18 protein-coding genes are annotated in these 19,294 nt (G+C 55.7%); 12 read left to right on the top strand and 6 right to left on the bottom strand.

What is annotated here, in order from left to right; translation table 11 throughout:
- Positions 1–131 precede the first annotated feature (131 nt).
- Positions 132–1,376, top strand: coding sequence for an aromatic amino acid transport family protein (locus KO1_RS07620; protein WP_004106549.1), 1,245 nt, complete (start codon positions 132–134; stop codon positions 1,374–1,376).
- Positions 1,377–1,632: 256 nt separating this feature from the next.
- On the top strand, positions 1,633–2,736 hold the full coding sequence (locus tag KO1_RS07625; protein ID WP_016807580.1) for a branched-chain amino acid ABC transporter substrate-binding protein: 1,104 nt from the start codon (positions 1,633–1,635) through the stop codon (positions 2,734–2,736).
- Between the two features lie 385 nt (positions 2,737–3,121).
- On the opposite strand, the gene panM is transcribed toward KO1_RS07625, so the two are convergent.
- The gene (gene panM, locus KO1_RS07630; protein ID WP_004116081.1) at positions 3,122–3,508 is read right to left on the bottom strand and encodes an aspartate 1-decarboxylase autocleavage activator PanM; all 387 of its coding nucleotides are present in this window, start codon (positions 3,506–3,508) and stop codon (positions 3,122–3,124) included.
- Between the two features lie 421 nt (positions 3,509–3,929).
- On the opposite strand from panM, the gene livK reads away from it, so the two are divergent.
- The 5 genes from livK to livF are packed head-to-tail and all read left to right on the top strand — an operon-like array spanning position 3,930 to position 8,795.
- Complete coding sequence (gene livK, locus KO1_RS07635) at positions 3,930–5,039, top strand: high-affinity branched-chain amino acid ABC transporter substrate-binding protein LivK (RefSeq protein WP_023321723.1); 1,110 nt, start codon at positions 3,930–3,932, stop codon at positions 5,037–5,039.
- 60 nt (positions 5,040–5,099) lie between these two features.
- Complete coding sequence (gene livH, locus KO1_RS07640; RefSeq protein WP_004106541.1) at positions 5,100–6,026, top strand: high-affinity branched-chain amino acid ABC transporter permease LivH; 927 nt, start codon at positions 5,100–5,102, stop codon at positions 6,024–6,026.
- The gene (gene livM / locus KO1_RS07645) at positions 6,023–7,300 is read left to right on the top strand and encodes a branched chain amino acid ABC transporter permease LivM (RefSeq protein ID WP_004106539.1); all 1,278 of its coding nucleotides are present in this window, start codon (positions 6,023–6,025) and stop codon (positions 7,298–7,300) included. Before livH ends, livM begins: the two co-directional genes overlap by 4 nt.
- Positions 7,297–8,064: a high-affinity branched-chain amino acid ABC transporter ATP-binding protein LivG gene (gene livG, locus KO1_RS07650; RefSeq protein WP_004106537.1), complete on the top strand. Its 768-nt coding sequence runs from the start codon at positions 7,297–7,299 to the stop codon at positions 8,062–8,064. Before livM ends, livG begins: the two co-directional genes overlap by 4 nt.
- A gap of 17 nt (positions 8,065–8,081) precedes the next feature.
- Positions 8,082–8,795 (top strand): high-affinity branched-chain amino acid ABC transporter ATP-binding protein LivF, encoded by a 714-nt coding sequence (gene livF, locus KO1_RS07655; protein WP_004126158.1) that lies wholly within the window; start codon positions 8,082–8,084, stop codon positions 8,793–8,795.
- A 44-nt stretch (positions 8,796–8,839) separates the two neighbouring features.
- Here the strand turns inward: livF and KO1_RS07660 are convergent, their stop codons facing one another.
- The 4 genes from KO1_RS07660 to KO1_RS07675 all read right to left on the bottom strand — a co-directional run bounded on the left by KO1_RS07660 (position 8,840) and on the right by KO1_RS07675 (position 13,693).
- The gene (locus KO1_RS07660) at positions 8,840–10,435 is read right to left on the bottom strand and encodes a UxaA family hydrolase (RefSeq protein ID WP_004116062.1); all 1,596 of its coding nucleotides are present in this window, start codon (positions 10,433–10,435) and stop codon (positions 8,840–8,842) included.
- A 33-nt stretch (positions 10,436–10,468) separates the two neighbouring features.
- The gene (locus KO1_RS07665) at positions 10,469–11,779 is read right to left on the bottom strand and encodes an MFS transporter (RefSeq protein WP_004116060.1); all 1,311 of its coding nucleotides are present in this window, start codon (positions 11,777–11,779) and stop codon (positions 10,469–10,471) included.
- Between the two features lie 18 nt (positions 11,780–11,797).
- Positions 11,798–12,697 carry a dihydrodipicolinate synthase family protein gene (locus tag KO1_RS07670; RefSeq protein WP_049593672.1) on the bottom strand — a complete coding sequence of 300 codons (900 nt, stop codon included), beginning with the start codon at positions 12,695–12,697 and terminating at the stop codon, positions 11,798–11,800.
- 228 nt (positions 12,698–12,925) lie between these two features.
- Positions 12,926–13,693: an IclR family transcriptional regulator gene (locus KO1_RS07675; protein ID WP_047720551.1), complete on the bottom strand. Its 768-nt coding sequence runs from the start codon at positions 13,691–13,693 to the stop codon at positions 12,926–12,928.
- 270 nt (positions 13,694–13,963) lie between these two features.
- On the opposite strand from KO1_RS07675, the gene ugpB reads away from it, so the two are divergent.
- From ugpB to ugpQ, 5 genes are all read left to right on the top strand, one after another.
- A complete protein-coding gene (gene ugpB, locus KO1_RS07680; protein ID WP_004106515.1) occupies positions 13,964–15,280 on the top strand; it encodes a sn-glycerol-3-phosphate ABC transporter substrate-binding protein UgpB in 1,317 nt (438 codons plus the stop codon).
- Positions 15,281–15,403: 123 nt separating this feature from the next.
- Positions 15,404–16,291 carry a sn-glycerol-3-phosphate ABC transporter permease UgpA gene (gene ugpA / locus KO1_RS07685; RefSeq protein WP_004106512.1) on the top strand — a complete coding sequence of 296 codons (888 nt, stop codon included), beginning with the start codon at positions 15,404–15,406 and terminating at the stop codon, positions 16,289–16,291.
- Positions 16,288–17,133 carry a sn-glycerol-3-phosphate ABC transporter permease UgpE gene (gene ugpE / locus KO1_RS07690; RefSeq protein ID WP_004116045.1) on the top strand — a complete coding sequence of 282 codons (846 nt, stop codon included), beginning with the start codon at positions 16,288–16,290 and terminating at the stop codon, positions 17,131–17,133. The genes ugpA and ugpE overlap by 4 nt, the downstream gene beginning before the upstream one ends.
- Position 17,134: 1 nt before the next feature.
- Complete coding sequence (locus KO1_RS07695; protein WP_024274782.1) at positions 17,135–18,205, top strand: sn-glycerol-3-phosphate import ATP-binding protein UgpC; 1,071 nt, start codon at positions 17,135–17,137, stop codon at positions 18,203–18,205.
- Positions 18,202–18,942 (top strand): glycerophosphodiester phosphodiesterase, encoded by a 741-nt coding sequence (gene ugpQ, locus KO1_RS07700; RefSeq protein WP_004106507.1) that lies wholly within the window; start codon positions 18,202–18,204, stop codon positions 18,940–18,942. Before KO1_RS07695 ends, ugpQ begins: the two co-directional genes overlap by 4 nt.
- 16 nt (positions 18,943–18,958) lie before the next feature.
- Here the strand turns inward: ugpQ and KO1_RS07705 are convergent, their stop codons facing one another.
- Positions 18,959–19,279: a DUF2756 family protein gene (locus KO1_RS07705; RefSeq protein ID WP_004106506.1), complete on the bottom strand. Its 321-nt coding sequence runs from the start codon at positions 19,277–19,279 to the stop codon at positions 18,959–18,961.
- Between the last annotated feature and the right edge of the window lie 15 nt (positions 19,280–19,294).

Below are 19,294 nucleotides of genomic sequence, written 5' to 3' on the forward strand. Positions count from 1 at the left end.
GCGGCGGCACGGAAGCCGAACAGAAACAGGAGGCCGCAGACTGGTTATTCATGCTCAGCGTGAGTGGTTTATCACCCTGATATCACCTTTTTTCCGGCAGCGCACGCTGCCGGAATAAAACGGAAAATATTATGTCTGACAACTCCACCTTTTCTTCGGTTCTGACGAGCCGGGAGCGTACCGCTGTACCTGCAAAATCCCTGAGTTTCATTGAAGGCGTGTCAATGATCGTCGGCACCAATATCGGCGCAGGGGTGCTATCCATCGCCTATGCCTCCAGCAAAGCGGGCTTTCTGCCGCTGCTGTTTTGGCTGATTGTGGTCGGTAGTCTGACGACCATTACCATGCTCTACGTAGCGGAGTCGACGCTGCGCACGCGCAAGCATCTGCAGCTTAGCGGCCTGTCGCAGCGCTACGTTGGCCGCTTTGGCGCGCTGATGATGTTCCTCTCTGTTTGCGTCAACAGCGTCGGCGCGCTGACGGCCTATATGACCGGCAGCGGTAAATTATTGCATTCGTTATTCGGTATCTCGCCGGCTCTCGGCAGCGCGCTGTTTTTTATTCCGGCGGCCGGGGTACTTTATCTTGGCCTGAAGGCGATTGGCCGGGGCGAGAAATTTATCAGTATCGGCATGGTCGTCATGATAACCATACTTGTCGCCGCGACGTTGCTGAAAGAGACCGCCAGCGTCGGCTATTTGCTGGATGGTAACTGGCTGTATATGGTGCCGGTATTTAACGTTGTCGCGTTCTGCTTCTCCGCGCAGTATATCGTGCCGGAAATGGCGCGCGGTTTCGCTGATAAACCGGAGAAACTGCCGAAGGCCATTATGGTGGGGATGTTATTAACCTTTTGCCTGCTGGCGCTGGTCCCGCTCTCGGTGATTGCATTAAGCGGGCTGGATAATATTTCTGATGTGGCGACCATTTCCTGGGGCCGTGCGCTCGGCGAGTGGGCCTTCTTCTCGGCAAACCTTTTTGCGCTCTGCGCGATGCTGACCTCCTATTGGGGGCTGGGCGGCAGCTTCCTGACCAATATCTTCGATCAGTTTCGCCTTGGCAACGACGAGCAGCCGTTGAAACGCTTTAAGGTGCTGTTAGTGGTCGCCGTACCGCCTTTCATTCTGGCCTACAGTGGGATGGTATCCTTCGTGAATGCGCTCTATTTTGCCGGGGTATTTAGCGGGGTGATTTTATCTATCATGCCGATCCTGATCCTTAAAGGCTCGCGCAGGCAGGGTGATATCAATCCCGGCTGGACCTGCCCGGCGCTGATTACGCATCCTTTAATCCAGATCTTCATCGTATTGCTCTATCTTTGCAGCGCCGCCTACGCCATTGCTTCCGCCTTTGGCTACCTGCCTGCGGGCTGGTAGTACCGTCGCTCATGCCACCGCGTTCGGTTTATTCCGGCGCGGGTTTTTATTTGTCACTTATCTGTTACATACTCCGCAATTTTATCGTTTCCAATTCTCCTGAATGACGGTATGTTTAGCATAGTGTGCTGCAAAAGCGCAGGCGGCAGACCCTAATCTAACTATCATATGCTTTACTTATGTGTCTAATTAGAATAATGCGCTAATAAACAACATCACAACAAATGCAAAAACCATAATAATGGGGAGCCTCAGGATGAATATGAAGGGTAAAGCGTTACTGGCAGGATGTATTGCCTTAATCATGAGCGGTGCGGCAATGGCCGAGGATATCAAAGTGGCCGTTGTTGGCGCGATGTCCGGTCCGGTAGCGCAGTACGGCGACCAGGAGTTCACTGGCGCAGAGCAGGCTATTGCGGATATCAACGCTAAAGGCGGTATCAAAGGCAATAAGCTGCAGATGGTAAAGTACGATGACGCCTGTGACCCGAAACAAGCGGTTGCCGTCGCCAACAAAGTGATTAACGACGGTATCAAATACGTTATCGGCCACCTGTGCTCTTCTTCCACCCAGCCGGCGTCTGATATCTATGAAGATGAAGGCGTGCTGATGATCACCCCGGCGGCCACCGCGCCGGAGCTGACAGCTCGCGGCTATCACCTGATTCTGCGCACTACCGGCCTGGACTCCGACCAGGGGCCAACCGCCGCCAAATATATTCTGGAAAGCGTGAAACCACAGCGTATCGCGATTGTTCACGATAAGCAGCAGTACGGCGAAGGCCTGGCCCGTGCTGTACAGGATAATCTGAAGAAGGGTGGCGCCAACGTGGTGTTCTTTGATGGCATCACCGCCGGCGAGAAAGACTTCTCCACCCTGGTGGCGCGTCTGAAAAAAGAGAATATCGACTTCGTTTACTACGGCGGCTATCACCCGGAGATGGGGCAGATCCTGCGTCAGTCTCGCGCCGCTGGCCTGAAAACGCAGTTTATGGGGCCGGAAGGTGTCGCCAACGTGTCGCTGTCTAATATCGCGGGCGCTTCTGCGGAAGGTATGCTGGTCACCAAGCCGAAAAACTACGACCAGGTTCCGGCGAACAAACCGATTGTGGATGCGATCAAGGCGAAGAAACAGGATCCGAGCGGCGCGTTCGTGTGGACCACCTATGCCGCGCTGCAGTCGCTGGAAGCGGGCCTGAATCAGTCTGACGATCCGGCTGAAATCGCGAAATACCTGAAAGGGGCAACGGTTGAGACCGTGATGGGGCCGCTCTCCTGGAACGAGAAGGGCGACCTGAAAGGCTTCGAATTCGGTGTGTTTACCTGGCATGCCAATGGCACAGCGACCGACGCCAAATAATTTAACCTGCGCCTTTCGCGCCGCAGAGGCGTTGTCTGCGCCCCTCAACCCCGGTCACTTACTGATGTAAGCTCCCGGGGATTTCGGGTCTTGACGCCTTTCTGCAGCGCGAAATGCAGGGTTAAATCAGTTGATCCTTGCCTCTTCGCATAGGCGAGGAGAAAGGTAAAAGCAAAAAGGCAACGTAAGTTGCCTTTTTTAGTCGGTAGCCCGGGTAAGGCGTCAGCCGCAACCCGGGGAATGCACCGGGGTTGATGCATTGGTGCGGTTTCTTCCCGGGTCACGCTGCGCTTACCCGGGCTACAGGCTGGTGCGGTCTGGTTTTTTGTCGCCCGGGTAAGGCGTTCGGCCGCAATCCGGGAATGTTCAGCCTTCTTTCGTCTATTTACTGATTTTTTACCCAACCGCCCGTTTGCGCGCTAAAGCCCAGCGCCTGCATAAACGCCGCCATCACGCCGCGGTCTTCCACGCCGGCATCCGCAATCCGCCAACTGGTGATTTCTGGATTATCCTTTAGCGCTTCTTCCACTAAATATTGCCCGACGCCGCGACGGCGGGTCACTTCACGCACGCACAGCGCGCTGAGTTCGCCCTCAACGCCATTCAGCGTAATACGTACCGCTCCCAGCAGACGCTCGTTGAAGCGGGCGGCGTAAATACGATGGCTCTCATCTATCGCCAGTGCCGCGAGATCCTGCGACGGCCAGATTTTCCCTAAGTCGATACGATCCTGATCGCTGAAGTGTTGTAAACGAATAATGGTCAATTTCATGCTCGGTGAGTCCAGTTAAAACGGATGCGTCAGTGTATCCAAATTCCCCGCCAGGCGGAGCGCCGTTTTTTGCCTGGTCATCAGGGGATTCGTTTTCCTGGAAGGAACAGGGTAGAGCAATTCATCATGGATCGAAAAATAAGCAGAATTTTAACCTGATATATAGCGTTTTATTCCGCCTTATGTATCGTTATTTTATGCTGTTTGCTGGACTTTTTTTGTTTATCTTCCCGTAAATACAGAATATTATCTTTGCTTAATCGCCTGAAAAATAGAGAATTTACTCTGGATTCAGGCAAAAAACCTCGCTAAACCATTAAAGATAATGGTAAAAGTAGCGTTGTTTAATAAAAGCACAGAATGCTTTTTAACCATAAAAATACAAAATATTTACACCACATCACGAACGGGATTCTGCAGCATGAAAAGGAACGCGAAAACGGTTATCGCGGGGTTAGTCGCACTGGCGATGTCCCAGACGGCTTTTGCCAAAGATATTAAGGTCGCCGTTGTTGGCGCGATGTCTGGCCCGGTAGCCCAGTGGGGCGATATGGAATTTAACGGCGCGCGCCAGGCAATCAAAGACATTAACGCTCAGGGCGGCATTAAGGGCGATAAGCTGGTCGGCGTAGAGTACGATGACGCCTGTGACCCGAAACAGGCCGTGGCGGTGGCGAACAAAATCGTCAATGACGGCATCCAGTATGTTATCGGCCATCTCTGCTCTTCTTCCACTCAGCCCGCATCCGATATCTACGAAGATGAAGGTATTCTGATGATCTCCCCGGGAGCGACTAACCCGGAGCTGACTCAGCGCGGTTATCAGTACATCATGCGTACTGCGGGTCTGGACTCCTCGCAGGGGCCGACCGCCGCTAAATACATCATGGAAACCGTCAAACCGCAGCGTATTGCTATCATTCATGATAAACAGCAGTACGGTGAAGGCTTAGCGCGCTCTGTTCAGGAGAGCCTGAAAAAAGGCGGCGCGAATATCGTCTTCTTCGACGGCATCACCGCTGGCGAAAAAGACTTCTCCGCGCTGCTGGCGCGCCTGAAAAAAGAGAATATCGACTTCGTTTACTACGGCGGCTACTACCCGGAAATGGGTCAGATGCTGCGCCAGGCGCGTTCCGTAGGGCTGAAAACCGTGTTTATGGGCCCGGAAGGCGTGGGTAACGCGTCGCTGTCCAATATCGCGGGCGATGCGGCGGAAGGCATGCTGGTCACGATGCCAAAACGCTATGACCAGGACCCGGCTAACAGCGCTATCGTTGACGCGCTCAAAGCGGAGAAGAAGGACCCGAGCGGTCCGTATGTCTGGATCACCTACGCCGCCGTACAGTCACTGGCGCAGGCGATGGACCGGGCCGGAAGCCAGGAGCCGCTGGATTTAATCAAAGATCTGAAAGCTCACGGCGCGAAAACCGTGATTGGGCCGCTGAATTGGGACGAAAAAGGCGATTTGAAGGGATTTGAGTTTGGTGTCTTCCAGTGGCACGCGGATGGGTCATCCACCCTCGCGAAATAAGCCATAAGACAAGTTATCCCACCGCCCGTGCAAAGCGGGCGGGTTGAAAAAGGTTACCTTATGTCCGAGCAGTTTCTCTATTTTTTGCAGCAGATGTTTAACGGCGTCACGCTGGGAAGCACCTATGCGCTGATTGCCATCGGCTATACCATGGTGTACGGCATTATCGGCATGATCAACTTCGCCCACGGCGAGGTGTATATGATTGGCAGCTACGTCTCCTTCATGATCATTGCCGCCCTGATGATGATGGGTATTGATACCAGCTGGCTGCTGGTTGCCGCTGGATTCGTCGGCGCTATCGTGATTGCCAGCGCTTACGGCTGGAGTATCGAGCGCGTGGCCTACCGGCCGGTGCGCAGCTCAAAACGCCTGATTGCGCTGATCTCCGCCATCGGGATGTCGATCTTCTTGCAAAACTACGTCAGCCTGACGGAAGGCTCGCGCGATGTCGCGCTGCCAAGCCTGTTTAACGGCCAGTGGACGGTGGGCAGTAGCGACAACTTCTCCGCGACCATTACCACCATGCAACTGGTGATCTGGGTGGTGACGTTTATCGCCATGCTGGCGCTGACGCTGTTTATTCGCTATTCCCGCATGGGGCGCGCCTGCCGCGCCTGCGCTGAAGATCTGAAAATGGCCAGCCTGCTCGGGATTAACACCGACCGCGTGATTGCGCTGACCTTTGTGATCGGCGCGGCAATGGCGGCGGTTGCCGGCGTTCTGCTCGGACAGTTTTACGGCGTTATCAACCCCTACATCGGCTTTATGGCCGGGATGAAGGCCTTCACCGCTGCGGTTCTGGGCGGCATCGGCAGCATTCCTGGCGCGATGATCGGCGGGCTGATCCTCGGTATTGCCGAAGCGCTCTCTTCTGCCTATCTCAGCACGGAATATAAAGACGTGGTCTCCTTCGCGCTGCTGATCCTGGTTCTGCTGGTGATGCCTACCGGCATCCTGGGCCGTCCGGAGGTAGAAAAAGTATGAAACCGATGCATTTTGCGATGGCGCTGCTGTCGGCAGTTATGTTCTTTATCCTGGCGGGCGTCTTTATGGGCGTGCAGCTGGAGCTTGACGGCACGAAGCTGGTGGTGGATACCGCCGCCGATATCCGCTGGCAGTGGATCTTTATCGGAACCGCAGTGGTTTTCTTCTTCCAGCTGCTGCGTCCCATTTTTCAGAAAACCATGAAGAACGTCTCCGGGCCGAAGTTTATTCTGCCGGCTATCGACGGTTCGACGGTAAAACAGAAGCTATTCCTGATCGCCCTGCTGGTTATCGCCGTGGCGTGGCCGTTTATGGTGTCGCGCGGGACGGTGGATATCGCCACGCTGACGATGATCTATATCATCCTCGGCCTGGGTCTTAACGTGGTGGTAGGACTTTCCGGCCTGTTGGTGCTGGGCTACGGCGGTTTTTATGCCATCGGCGCCTATACCTTTGCGCTGCTGAACCACTATTACGGCCTGGGCTTCTGGACCTGCCTGCCGCTGGCGGGGCTGGTTTCGGCGGCGGCGGGCTTCCTGCTTGGCTTCCCGGTCCTGCGTCTGCGCGGCGACTATCTGGCGATTGTCACGCTCGGCTTCGGCGAAATCGTGCGCATCCTGCTGCTTAACAACACCGAAATAACCGGCGGCCCGAACGGCATTAGCCAGATCCCAAAACCGACGCTCTTCGGCCTTGAATTTAGCCGCAGCGCCCGTGAAGGCGGCTGGGATACGTTCAGCAACTTCTTTGGCGTGAAGTACGACCCCTCCGATCGCGTCATTTTTCTCTACCTGGTCGCTCTGCTGCTGGTGGTGTTAAGTCTGTTCGTGATTAACCGTCTGCTGCGTATGCCGCTGGGCCGCGCGTGGGAAGCGCTGCGCGAAGATGAAATCGCCTGTCGCTCGCTGGGCCTCAGCCCGACGCGCATCAAGCTGACCGCTTTTACCATCAGCGCCGCGTTTGCCGGTTTTGCCGGAACGCTGTTCGCCGCCCGTCAGGGCTTCGTCAGCCCGGAATCCTTCACCTTCGCCGAGTCGGCCTTTGTGCTGGCGATTGTGGTTCTCGGCGGTATGGGCTCTCAGTTTGCGGTGATCCTGGCGGCGGTTCTGCTGGTGGTCTCGCGCGAGCTGATGCGTGATTTCAATGAGTACAGCATGCTGATGCTGGGCGCGCTGATGGTACTGATGATGATCTGGCGTCCGCAGGGGCTTCTGCCGATGACGCGTCCGCAGCTGAAGCTGAAAAACGGTCAGGCAAAAGGAGAGCAGGCATGAGTCAGCCATTATTATCCGTAAACGGTCTGATGATGCGTTTCGGCGGTCTGCTGGCGGTTAACAACGTGTCGCTGGAGCTGCGCGAGCGGGAAATTGTCTCGCTTATCGGCCCGAACGGCGCGGGCAAAACCACCGTTTTTAACTGTCTGACCGGTTTCTACAAGCCCACTGGCGGCACTATTATGCTGCGTGACCAGCATCTGGAAGGGCTGCCGGGCCAGCAGATTGCCCGCATGGGCGTAGTGCGAACGTTCCAGCACGTGCGTCTGTTCCGCGAAATGACGGTGATTGAAAACCTGCTGGTGGCACAGCATCAGCAGCTGAAAACCGGGGTTTTCTCCGGCCTGCTGAAGACGCCATCCTTCCGCCGCGCCCAGAGCGAAGCGCTCGATCGCGCCGCGACCTGGCTTGAGCGTATTGGCCTGCTCGAACACGCCAACCGCCAGGCCAGTAACCTGGCCTACGGCGACCAGCGCCGTCTGGAGATCGCCCGCTGCATGGTGACCCAGCCGGAAATCCTGATGCTGGATGAGCCCGCCGCGGGGCTAAACCCGAAAGAGACCAAAGAGCTGGATGAGCTGATCGTCGAGCTACGCAGCCATCACAACACCACCATCCTGCTGATTGAGCACGATATGAAGCTGGTGATGGGCATTTCCGACCGTATTTACGTGGTAAACCAGGGCACGCCGCTGGCCAACGGTACGCCGGAAGCGATCCGCAACAACCCGGACGTGATCCGCGCCTATTTAGGTGAAGCATAATGGTGGTGACGCATAAGATGGAAAAAGTGATGTTATCTTTTGACAACGTCAGCGCGCATTACGGCAAAATCCAGGCGCTGCACAACGTCAGTCTGCATATCAATCAGGGAGAAATTGTCACCCTGATTGGTGCCAACGGTGCGGGGAAAACCACGCTGCTGGGTACCCTGTGCGGCGACCCGCGCGCCTCCAGCGGCCGCGTGGTTTTCGACGGTAAAGATATTACCGACTGGCAGACGGCGAAAATCATGCGCGAAGCGGTGGCGATCGTGCCGGAAGGGCGCCGGGTCTTCTCGCGGATGACGGTGGAAGAGAACCTGGCGATGGGCGGTTTTTTTGCCGATCGCGACCAGTTTCAGACCCGTATTAAATGGGTGTATGAGCTGTTTCCGCGCCTGCATGAGCGCCGGGTTCAGCGGGCGGGCACCATGTCCGGCGGCGAGCAGCAGATGCTGGCCATCGGGCGCGCGCTGATGAGCCAGCCGCGCCTGCTGCTGCTGGATGAGCCTTCGCTCGGCCTGGCGCCGATTATCATTCAGCAAATCTTCGATACCATCGAACAGCTGCGCGAGCAGGGGATGACTATCTTCCTCGTCGAGCAGAACGCCAACCAGGCGCTGAAGCTGGCCGACCGCGGCTACGTGCTGGAAAACGGTCACGTGGTGCTTGAGGATACCGGCGACGCGTTGCTGGCGAATGAAGCGGTACGCAGCGCCTATCTGGGCGGGTAGTGAAGACAAAACGCCCGGCATCTGCCGGGCGTTTTACTTGACTCCTACAGCTCCAGAGAGCGTTTCCACAGCATAAAATCATACTGTTCGAGCGCATCCGCTTTGGTGCGCCAGGTTCCGCTGGCGGTAGCGATGATTTTCTCAAACAGGCCGTCGGCGATATCCGCCAGCGGCGTGCCTTCGATAATCGGCCCGCAGTCATAATCGATAATATCCGGCATCTTTTTTGCGAGCGCGGTGTTGGTTGAAACTTTGAGAACCGGAACGATAGGGTTCCCCGTCGGCGTACCCAACCCGGTTGAGAAGATCACCACGTTGCACCCCGCCGCGACCAGGCCCGTTACCGCGTCCACATCGTTGCCCGGCGTGCAGACCAGCGAAAGGCCGCTTTCTCCCATCGGTTCGGCATAGTCGCATACCGCGCTAACCGGCGCTCTGCCGCCTTTTTTCGCCGCGCCGGCGGATTTTATCGCGTCAGTGATCAGCCCATCGGCAATGTTTCCCGGGCTGGGGTTATCGGCGATGGTGGTGCCGAAGAAGTTCGCGACATGCTCATAGTTTTTCATCAGCGACAAAAACTTCTCTTTCAGCTCCCGGGTCGCGCAGCGCTGAACGATATCCCCTTCCGCGCCGCACAGCTCGGGGAATTCCGCCAGCCCCGATGCGCCGCCGAGGGCGACGAGACGATCTGACACTTCGCCCATCGCCGGGTTTGCGCTGATCCCCGAGAACCCGTCAGAAGCGCCGCACTTCACGCCGATTTTGAGGTGGGAGAGCGGGACGTCCTGCCGCTCGGCGACGGGGGCTTCGCGGATCGCGTTATAAGTTTCGGTTAACGCATCCTGCATCATTTTCTCTTCGCTACTCCAGTCCTGCTGCCTGAAGTAAATAATCGGTTTGCTGAAGTTCGGGTTGCGCTTCGCCAGCGCGGCGTTGAAATCAACAATTCGCGCTTTTTCACAGCCGAGGGCGAAGACCGTCACGCCAAGAACGTTAGGATGATCGGAATAGGCGGCCAGCACGTCGCACATCGTCATGCTGTCCGAGGTGGCGCCGCCGCAGCCGGAATTAACGGTAATACAGCGAATACCGTCAAGATGCGGAAAGGGCAGATGTCGGGTATCGTTTAAAGCCCCTGCCGATGTCACCTGGCGAGCAAAATTTTTCAGGCCGTTATTGGCGTAGCCAAGGGCGTCGTTTAGCGCATCGGTGACGCGCTGAACGTTGCGGTTTTCACAGAATACCAGCGGAATGACCAGCCAGTAGTTTGCGGTGGCGACCCGGCCATCTTCACGCACGATTCCCTTAAACGTCCGCTGCTGCCAGGCGGAAATATCCGGCTGCTGCCAGTCATAGGGGGCGACATCGTCAAGCGTAACCGGGGCCGCGTAGTGTTTGATATTCTCCGTTGTGATGGCTTCGCCCCGGGTGATGGGGCGCGTCGCTTTACCGACCGGTACGCCGTACAGCGAAACGATATCGCCGGGCGCAATATCCTCGGTGGCAAATTTATGTTTGGCTTTGACATCGCTACGCAGAACGTAGGCCTCATCGTTCCAGTGAACCCGCTGTTCTTTGCGTAAGTCCTGCAGCGCAACGATTAAGTTATCAGTAGGGTCAATCTTTAAGATGGTCTGCATGTTATTTATCCTTTGTTATAAGCGCATCAGGACTTAGTGATGGGTAACCGCAACGCCGTTTGTCGCTTTTCTGCCGGCAAGAGCGGCAATCAGCAGCGCACAGCAGACGGTAATCAGCGACAGTGCGACCAGGCCCGCCGAATCATTGCCGAAGAAGGTATCGACCTCAACGCGAATGAGCGGCGCCAGGAAGCTACAAAACGCGCCCATGGTGGTGCAAAAGCCGATACTGGCGGCCAGCGCCGAGCCTGACACAATCTGCGCCGGGAAAGTCCAGAAAATGGGTTGCACGGAGAGAAAGCCGATGGCCGACAGCGAGAGCGCGGCAATGGCGAGCACCGGGCCGGACCAGGCAGAAACAAACAGCCCCAGCGCCGCAGCCAGCATGCAGATGACCGAAATCAGTACCCGGCGAGCCGGCATTTTGTCCGCCAGACGCGGAATGTAATAGACGCCGACGGCGGAGCAGGCCCACGGAATGGCGGCGACCAGCGACTCTTTAAAGCCGAGCGTGGAACCCATTAGCGAGGCGACTTGCGAAGGCAGGAAGAACATCAGTCCGTACACGCTGATCTGGATGGTGCCGTAGATCAGCGCCAGGTGCCAGACTTTAAGGCTTTTCAGCGCGGTACCAACGCTGCTGGTTTCCGTCTGCCGCTGCTCCTGCTGTAGCTGGGCAATCAGCGCCTTTTTCTCTTCTTCGTTCAGGAAGCGCGCTTTGGCCGGCGTATCGTCGAGCCAGAACCAGGCGAAGATCCCCATGATGACCGCCGGAATGCCTTCAATAAAGAACATCCAGAACCAGCCGGGTTTACCAAGGAAACCGTGCATTTCCAGCAGCGCGCCGGAGATGGGCGAGCCTAAGGTCAGCGCCAGCGGTACGCCGAGTACGAAGATACCGACGACGGATGCGCGAACTTTATTGGGAAAGTAGATGGAGGCCAGCAGCAGAATACCGGGATAAAAACCGGCTTCGCCTAATCCCAGTAAAAAACGCAGAACAATAAACTGGGTTTCCGTCTGCACCAGTCCGGTGAGGGCAGAGAGAACGCCCCACAGCGCAGTAGTGATGCTTAACCATTTCTGCGCGCCAATTTTATTCAGGATCAGGTTTGCGGGAATGCCAAATAGCGCATAGGCGGCGAAAAAGATCCCTGCCCCGAGGGCGAAGGCGGAATTGGAGAGCCCAATATCCACCTGCATCGCCTCTTTAGCGAATCCCACGTTCACCCTGTCGATAAAGGCGATGAAGTACAAAATAAACATCAGTGGCACCAGGCGCTTCCATGATTTCGTAATCGCGGAATTGAGGGCCGGATTGTCGTAAGCTGTGATGGTTTTCATAATACCTCCGCGTGGGGGTCAGGCATTAATTTCAATACCAGCACGGGAAAGTATCCGCAAAATACTTTCGGTCTGGCCGGTTGTGAGTGAGCTAAACGGTGGCGTGCAGCGGTCGGACTGAATAATTCCGCGCAGCTGTAGCGCTTTTTTAAATGTTGGAATGAACGGATCGTTAACCGCGTAAATATCCATTAACCCATCCACTTTTTGCTGATACCGCGAAATTTGCTGCAAATCGTTATCGTTAAATGCCAGCATCCAGTCGCGGAATATTTCAGGGCAAATATTGGATAACCCGCCGATACATCCATCGCCCCCCGCCAGGACATTGTGCGCGAAGTTATTGTCATAACCGGCATAGACTTCAAAATACGGTAGTTCAGATTTTACCTGGCGAATCACCTGCGACGTGTGATTGGTGTCCGGAATGGTGTCTTTAAGACCGACAATGTTTGGGAACTCTCTGGCAAGTCGTAAACAGACCTCTGGCGAGACGCAATAGCCGGTACGTTCCGGGAAGTTATAAATAAATATTTTGGCGGCGGTGCGGCGAGCTATCTGGCTATAAAATGTATAAATGCCTTCATCAGTCAGGCGGAAGTACCACGGGCTGATAATCATGACGCCATCCAGTCCGCACTCATCTGCATAGTTAGCCAGCTCTACGCACTCGTCAATATCCATGCGGCTGGTACCCGCATAGGCCTTTATTCCCTCGCGCGGGAACTCTGCCGTCATTTGAATTACCTGACGGGATGTTTTCATATCCAGCGAGAAAAACTCCCCGGTACTGCCCATGACGACAAATCCCGATACGCTGCTTTTAATGAAATCATACAGGCGAAAGTTGCCTTCAGGATCCAGCCTGCCCTGCTCATCAAAAACCGTTATTGCCGGGGTGATGTAATGACTTTGCATATTAAACCTCTTTGTTGTTCGTATATACAAAAAGCGTTTGTATTTGCGATTAAACATAAGTAAACACGCCATCGACGTGAAGTCAAATGGCGCCAAAGTCGTGCGGGTAATTGATTAAGTCAATGAATAGATGGGGAATTATGCAGAATAGTCGGGCGCCACGGTGGATCATTAAATATCGGTATTGTGTGGGTAATCACAATTCCGAAGGCGCCGTTAGCAAATAAATCAGTAATTTTTAATATCAGGCAGCTTATTCAGCACGCTTTCGATACGACCCTTGGCCTCTTTTAGCGCACGAATCACCTGCTGCGTTTTTTCATCGCTGGCGCGGAAAGAGGGCAATGAGACGCTGATCGCCGCCAGAATAATGCCTTTCTGCTGCAGGGGGACGGCGAAGCAGATGGTATCGTCGTTGATTTCCCGATCGTCCATGGCATAACCGTTGGCGGCAACCATATCCAGCTGCTGACGAAGCTGGGCCATATTCTTTACGCTGCGGGCGGTAACGGAAGGAAAACCCTGCGGATAGAGCTCCAGAATCTCTTCGTCGCGGTGCTTATGCAGCAGCGCCTTGCCCAGGGCGGAGCAGATTGCCGGCAGGCGCGTCCCTACCTTAGAGACCAGCTGCACGGTTTGATCGCCCTGGACTTTATCAACATACAGTACCCAGGCGTCATCCAGAATGCCGAGCTGGCAAACTTCGTTGCATTCAGTGACCACCGCGTGCATTTCGCTATTGATCGTTTTCAGCCAGAACTCTTTTTCGACGGTGGCACTGGCCAGAACCGCGCAGGAGATCCCCAGAGTGTAAATCCCGTTGCGATCGTCGTGACTGATATATTTGCGATACTGCAGTGATTTGAGGATCGGGAAAATGGTTCCCTTGGAAATATCCGTTTTGAGCGATAGCTCGGAAAGCGTCATTCCATCCGCGTTGGCTAAGGTTTCCAGAATGAGCAAAACGCGCTCGGTAGGTTTATGAAGCGTCTTCATATTTTTCCTTTTGACGGCTCGCCGTAGAGTGCTCTTTAACGCACTCTATTTAACTACAGATCCCCGTTTATCTGTAGTCTGCGCCGCCTCTCTTTTTCCCTTGCCATTTCCCTGCCACTTTTTTTTCACCGTTTCATCATGTTTTTGCCAATTTATTGTAATATTTTTGTAATGCAATAGTTATTTTTCTGTCATTCGAGCATGTCATGTTACCCCCGCGAACATAAAACGCGTGAAATCGCGCATCCGGAACAACAAGAGAGATAACCGATGATATCGTTACGACATACAGCTTTAGGACTGGCGCTCAGCCTGGCATTTGCCGGACAAGCCCTGGCGGTAACCACTATCCCGTTCTGGCACTCGATGGAAGGGGAGTTGGGGAAAGAAGTTGATTCACTGGCGCAACGTTTTAATGCAGCCAACCCGGACTATAAAATTGTCCCGGTGTATAAAGGCAACTATGAGCAGAGCCTGAGCGCAGGCATCGCCGCCTTCCGTACCGGCAACGCGCCGGCGCTATTACAGGTTTATGAAGTCGGCACCGCGACGATGATGGCCTCAAAGGCGATTAAGCCGGTTTATCAGGTGTTCAGCGATGCGGGCATTCAGTTTGACGAAACGCAGTTCGTTCCCACCGTTTCCGGTTATTACACTGATTCGAAAACCGGACACCTGCTCTCTCAACCGTTTAACAGCTCCACGCCGGTGTTGTACTACAACAAAGACGCCTTTAAAAAAGCCGGGTTAGATCCGGAACAGCCGCCGAAAACCTGGCAGGATCTGGCGGCGTATACCGCGAAGCTGAAGGCTGCCGGGATGAAATGCGGCTACGCCAGCGGCTGGCAGGGCTGGATCCAGATTGAAAACTTCAGCGCCTGGCACGGCCTGCCGGTGGCCACCAAAAACAACGGCTTCGACGGTACCGACGCGGTGCTGGAGTTCAACAAGCCGGAGCAGGTCAAGCATATCGCCCTGCTCGAAGAACTGAACAAGAAAGGCGACTTCAGCTACTTCGGGCGTAAAGACGAATCCACCGAGAAGTTCTATAACGGCGACTGCGCCATTACCACCGCCTCCTCCGGCTCGCTGGCGGATATTCGTCAGTACGCGAAGTTCAACTATGGCGTAGGGATGATGCCGTACGACGCCGACGTGAAAGGCGCGCCGCAAAACGCCATTATCGGCGGGGCCAGCCTGTGGGTGATGCAGGGGAAAGACAAAGAAACCTATACCGGGGTCGCCAGATTTCTCGATTTCCTGACTAAACCGGAAAACGCGGCCGAATGGCACCAGAAAACTGGCTATCTGCCGATTACCACCGCTGCTTATAACCTGACCCGCGAGCAGGGTTTCTATGATAAGAATCCGGGTGCGGATATTGCGACGCGTCAGATGCTGAATAAGCCGCCGCTGCCGTTCACCAAAGGGCTGCGTCTGGGCAATATGCCGCAGATCCGCACCATCGTGGATGAAGAGCTGGAAAGCGTGTGGACCGGTAAGAAAACGCCCCAGCAGGCGCTTGACGCCGCGGTTGAGCGCGGTAATCAGCTGCTGCGCCGTTTCGAACAGTCAACGAAGTCGTAATCTTTTAGCCCGTCCCTCATCCTCACCCTCTCCCGAAAGCGGAGAGGGACCGTTCGGCGCACTCCTCTTCCTTGCCTTTTGGGAGAGGGCCGGGGTGAGGGGAAAACAACGCAGAGTTTAACTATGTCATCATCCCGTCCGGTGTTTAAATCCCGCTGGCTGCCCTATGTGCTGGTCGCGCCGCAGCTGGTTATCACCGTCGTATTCTTTATCTGGCCCGCTGGCGAAGCGCTGTGGTATTCGCTGCAGAGCGTCGATCCTTTTGGGCTCTCCAGCCAGTTTGTCGGCCTGGACAACTTTTTAGCCCTGTTCCACGATCCGTATTACCTGGACTCCTTCTGGACCACCATTAAGTTCAGTACGATGGTTACCGTCAGCGGTCTGCTGATCTCGCTGTTTTTCGCCGCACTGGTCGATTATGTGGTGCGCGGCAGCCGCTTCTATCAAACGCTGATGCTCCTGCCCTATGCCGTTGCGCCCGCGGTGGCGGCGGTGCTGTGGATCTTCTTATTCAACCCTGGACGCGGGCTGATTACCCATCTTCTCGGCGAAATGGGCTATGACTGGAACCACGCACAGAATAGCGGTCAGGCGATGTTCCTCGTGGTTTTCGCCTCGGTCTGGAAGCAGATTAGTTACAACTTCCTGTTCTTCTTTGCTGCGCTGCAATCGATTCCCCGCTCGCTGGTTGAAGCCGCCGCGATTGACGGCGCCGGGCCGGTTCGCCGCTTCTTCAGGCTGGCGCTACCGCTGATCGCCCCGGTGAGTTTCTTCCTGCTGGTAGTGAATCTGGTGTACGCCTTCTTTGATACCTTTCCGGTTATCGATGCCGCAACCGGCGGCGGGCCGGTGCAGGCGACGACGACGCTGATTTATAAGATCTACCGTGAAGGTTTCGCGGGGCTCGACCTGTCCGCTTCCGCCGCCCAGTCGGTGGTGCTGATGTTCCTCGTCATTATTCTGACGGTGGTGCAATTCCGTTACGTTGAGAAAAAGGTGCGCTACCAATGATTGAAAACCGTCGCGGGCTGACGATTTTCAGCCACACGATGCTGATTTTAGGGATCGCGGTCATTCTGTTCCCGCTGTATGTCGCCTTTGTTGCGGCGACGCTGGACAGTAAAGCGGTCTTTGACACGCCGATGACGCTGATACCCGGCGGGCATCTTCTCGAAAACATGAAGTTTATCTGGGTGAACGGCGTAGGGGCCAATAGCGCGCCGTTCTGGCTGATGATGCTCAACAGCTTCATCATGGCCTTCGGCATCACGGTGGGCAAAATTACGGTCTCGATGCTCTCCGCTTTCGCCATCGTCTGGTTTCGTTTTCCGCTGCGCAACCTGTTCTTCTGGATGATCTTCATCACGCTGATGCTGCCGGTTGAGGTGCGTATTTTCCCGACGGTGGAAGTGATCGCCAACCTGAAAATGCTCGACAGCTATGCCGGACTCACGCTGCCGCTGATGGCCTCGGCGACCGCGACCTTCCTGTTTCGCCAGTTCTTTATGACCCTGCCGGACGAGCTTATCGAGGCCGCACGTATCGACGGCGCATCGCCGATGCGCTTTTTCCGCGACATCGTCCTGCCGCTGTCGAAAACCAACCTGGCGGCGCTGTTCGTCATCACCTTTATTTACGGCTGGAACCAGTATTTGTGGCCGCTGCTGATTATTACCGACGTGAATCTCGGCACCGCGGTCGCGGGCATCAAAGGGATGATCGCCATCGGCCAGGGCACCACGCAGTGGAATCAGGTGATGGCGGCGATGCTGCTCACATTGATTCCTCCGGTAGTCATCGTTTTAGCCATGCAGCGCGCGTTTGTGCGTGGTTTAGTGGATAGTGAGAAATAAAATGGCAGGACTGAAGCTACAGGCAGTAACCAAAAGCTGGGATGGCAAAACCCAGGTGATCCAACCGCTGACGCTGGACGTTGCGGACGGCGAATTTATTGTGATGGTGGGCCCTTCGGGCTGCGGAAAATCAACCCTGCTGCGTATGGTGGCGGGTCTGGAGCGGGTTACCAGCGGCGATATCTGGATTGACCGCAAGCGTGTTACCGAAATGGAACCGAAAGATCGCGGCATCGCGATGGTGTTCCAGAACTACGCCCTCTACCCGCATATGAGCGTGGAAGAGAATATGGCGTGGGGTCTGAAAATTCGCGGTTTGGGCAAAGGATTAATTGCTGAGCGCGTCCAGGAGGCGGCGCGCATTCTGGAGCTGGACGGCCTGCTGAAACGCCGTCCGCGCGAACTCTCAGGCGGCCAGCGCCAACGCGTGGCGATGGGACGGGCTATCGTACGCGATCCGGCGGTATTCCTGTTTGATGAGCCGCTCTCCAACCTCGATGCTAAACTGCGCGTGCAGATGCGTCTTGAGCTGCAGCAGCTGCACCGACGGCTGAAAACCACCTCGCTGTACGTGACTCACGATCAGGTAGAGGCGATGACCCTCGCGCAGCGGGTAATGGTGATGAATAAAGGTATTGCCGAGCAGATTGGTACGCCGGTCGAAGTCTATGAAAAACCGGCCAGCCGCTTTGTGGCGAGCTTTATCGGCAGCCCGGCAATGAACCTGCTGGACGGTCGGGTCAGCGACGACGGAAGCCGCTTTGAGCTTGAGAGCGGGATGCTTTTACCCATTAACGGCGAGCATCGCCGCTATGCCGGGCGTAAGATGACGCTGGGTATCCGTCCGGAACATTTTGCTTTAAGCTCCCGGACGGAAGGGGGCGTACCGCTGGTGATGGATACGCTGGAAATTTTAGGCGCCGATAACCTTGCTCACGGGCGCTGGGGCGCGCAAAAGCTGGTGGTCCGGCTGCCGCACCAGCAGCGTCCGCAGGCGGGCAGCACTCTGTGGCTGCATCTGCCGCAGGAAAGTCTGCACCTTTTTGATAGTGAAACAGGACAACGCGCATGAGTCACTGGCCTTATCCCCATATCGTCGCCCACCGCGGCGGCGGTAAACTGGCCCCGGAAAATACCCTGGCGGCCATCGATACTGGCGCTCGTTACGGCCATACGATGATTGAGTTTGACGCTAAGTTATCGAAAGACGGGCACATTTTTTTACTGCACGATGACAATCTTGAACGCACCAGCAACGGCTGGGGCGTGGCGGGCGAGCTGGCGTGGAACGATCTGCTAAAAGTGGATGCCGGCAGCTGGTACAGCGGCAAATTCAAAGGCGAGCCGCTGCCGCTGCTGAGCGAAGTGGCCGATCGCTGCCGTCAGCACGGCATGATGGCCAATATCGAAATTAAACCGACCACCGGCACCGGCCTGGTGACCGGTAAAGCGGTGGCGCTGGCGGCGCGTGAGCTGTGGCAGGGAATGACGCCGCCGCTGCTCTCATCGTTTGAAATCGATGCGCTGGAAGCGGCGCAGGAAGCAGCGCCCGAACTACCGCGTGGGCTACTGCTGGATGAGTGGCGCAACGACTGGCGCGAACTCACCGCGCGTCTTGGCTGCGTCTCTATTCATCTCAACCACAAGCTGCTGGATGAAGCGCGAGTGGCAAACCTGAAGGCTGCGGGCCTGCATATTCTCGTCTATACCGTTAATAAACCGCAGCGTGCCGCCGAACTGCTGCGTTGGGGCGTTGACTGTATCTGCACCGATGCGATTGATCTCATCGGCCCACGCTTTTCGGCATAACAGGCGGCAGGCGGCCTTACGGGGTCGTCTGGCGCTGCAGCATCCCACCGTTGTTGTTGGGTAGAGGCTGCTGCCGGTTCAGGTTGTTATTCTGCTGTACCCGCTGCCGATCGTTATTCAACTGCGTCTGAAGATGCTGCTGCTGCGTGCGCGACTGGCTCTGAATACCCTGCTTCAGATTGTTTTGCTGCTGCATTTGCTGGGTCTGCATCTGATTTTGCATCCGCTGCTGGCTGGGCACCACGTACCCCGGCTGATTGGGGTTATTGTCGATATTGATCGGCTGCGCCATGACGCTCAGCGGGACCAGCGCCGCCAGATATAACATTGCTTTCATTGTTCTCTCCTCACT

This window comes from Klebsiella oxytoca NBRC 105695 (genome assembly GCF_001598695.1).
Classification (GTDB): domain Bacteria; phylum Pseudomonadota; class Gammaproteobacteria; order Enterobacterales; family Enterobacteriaceae; genus Klebsiella; species Klebsiella oxytoca.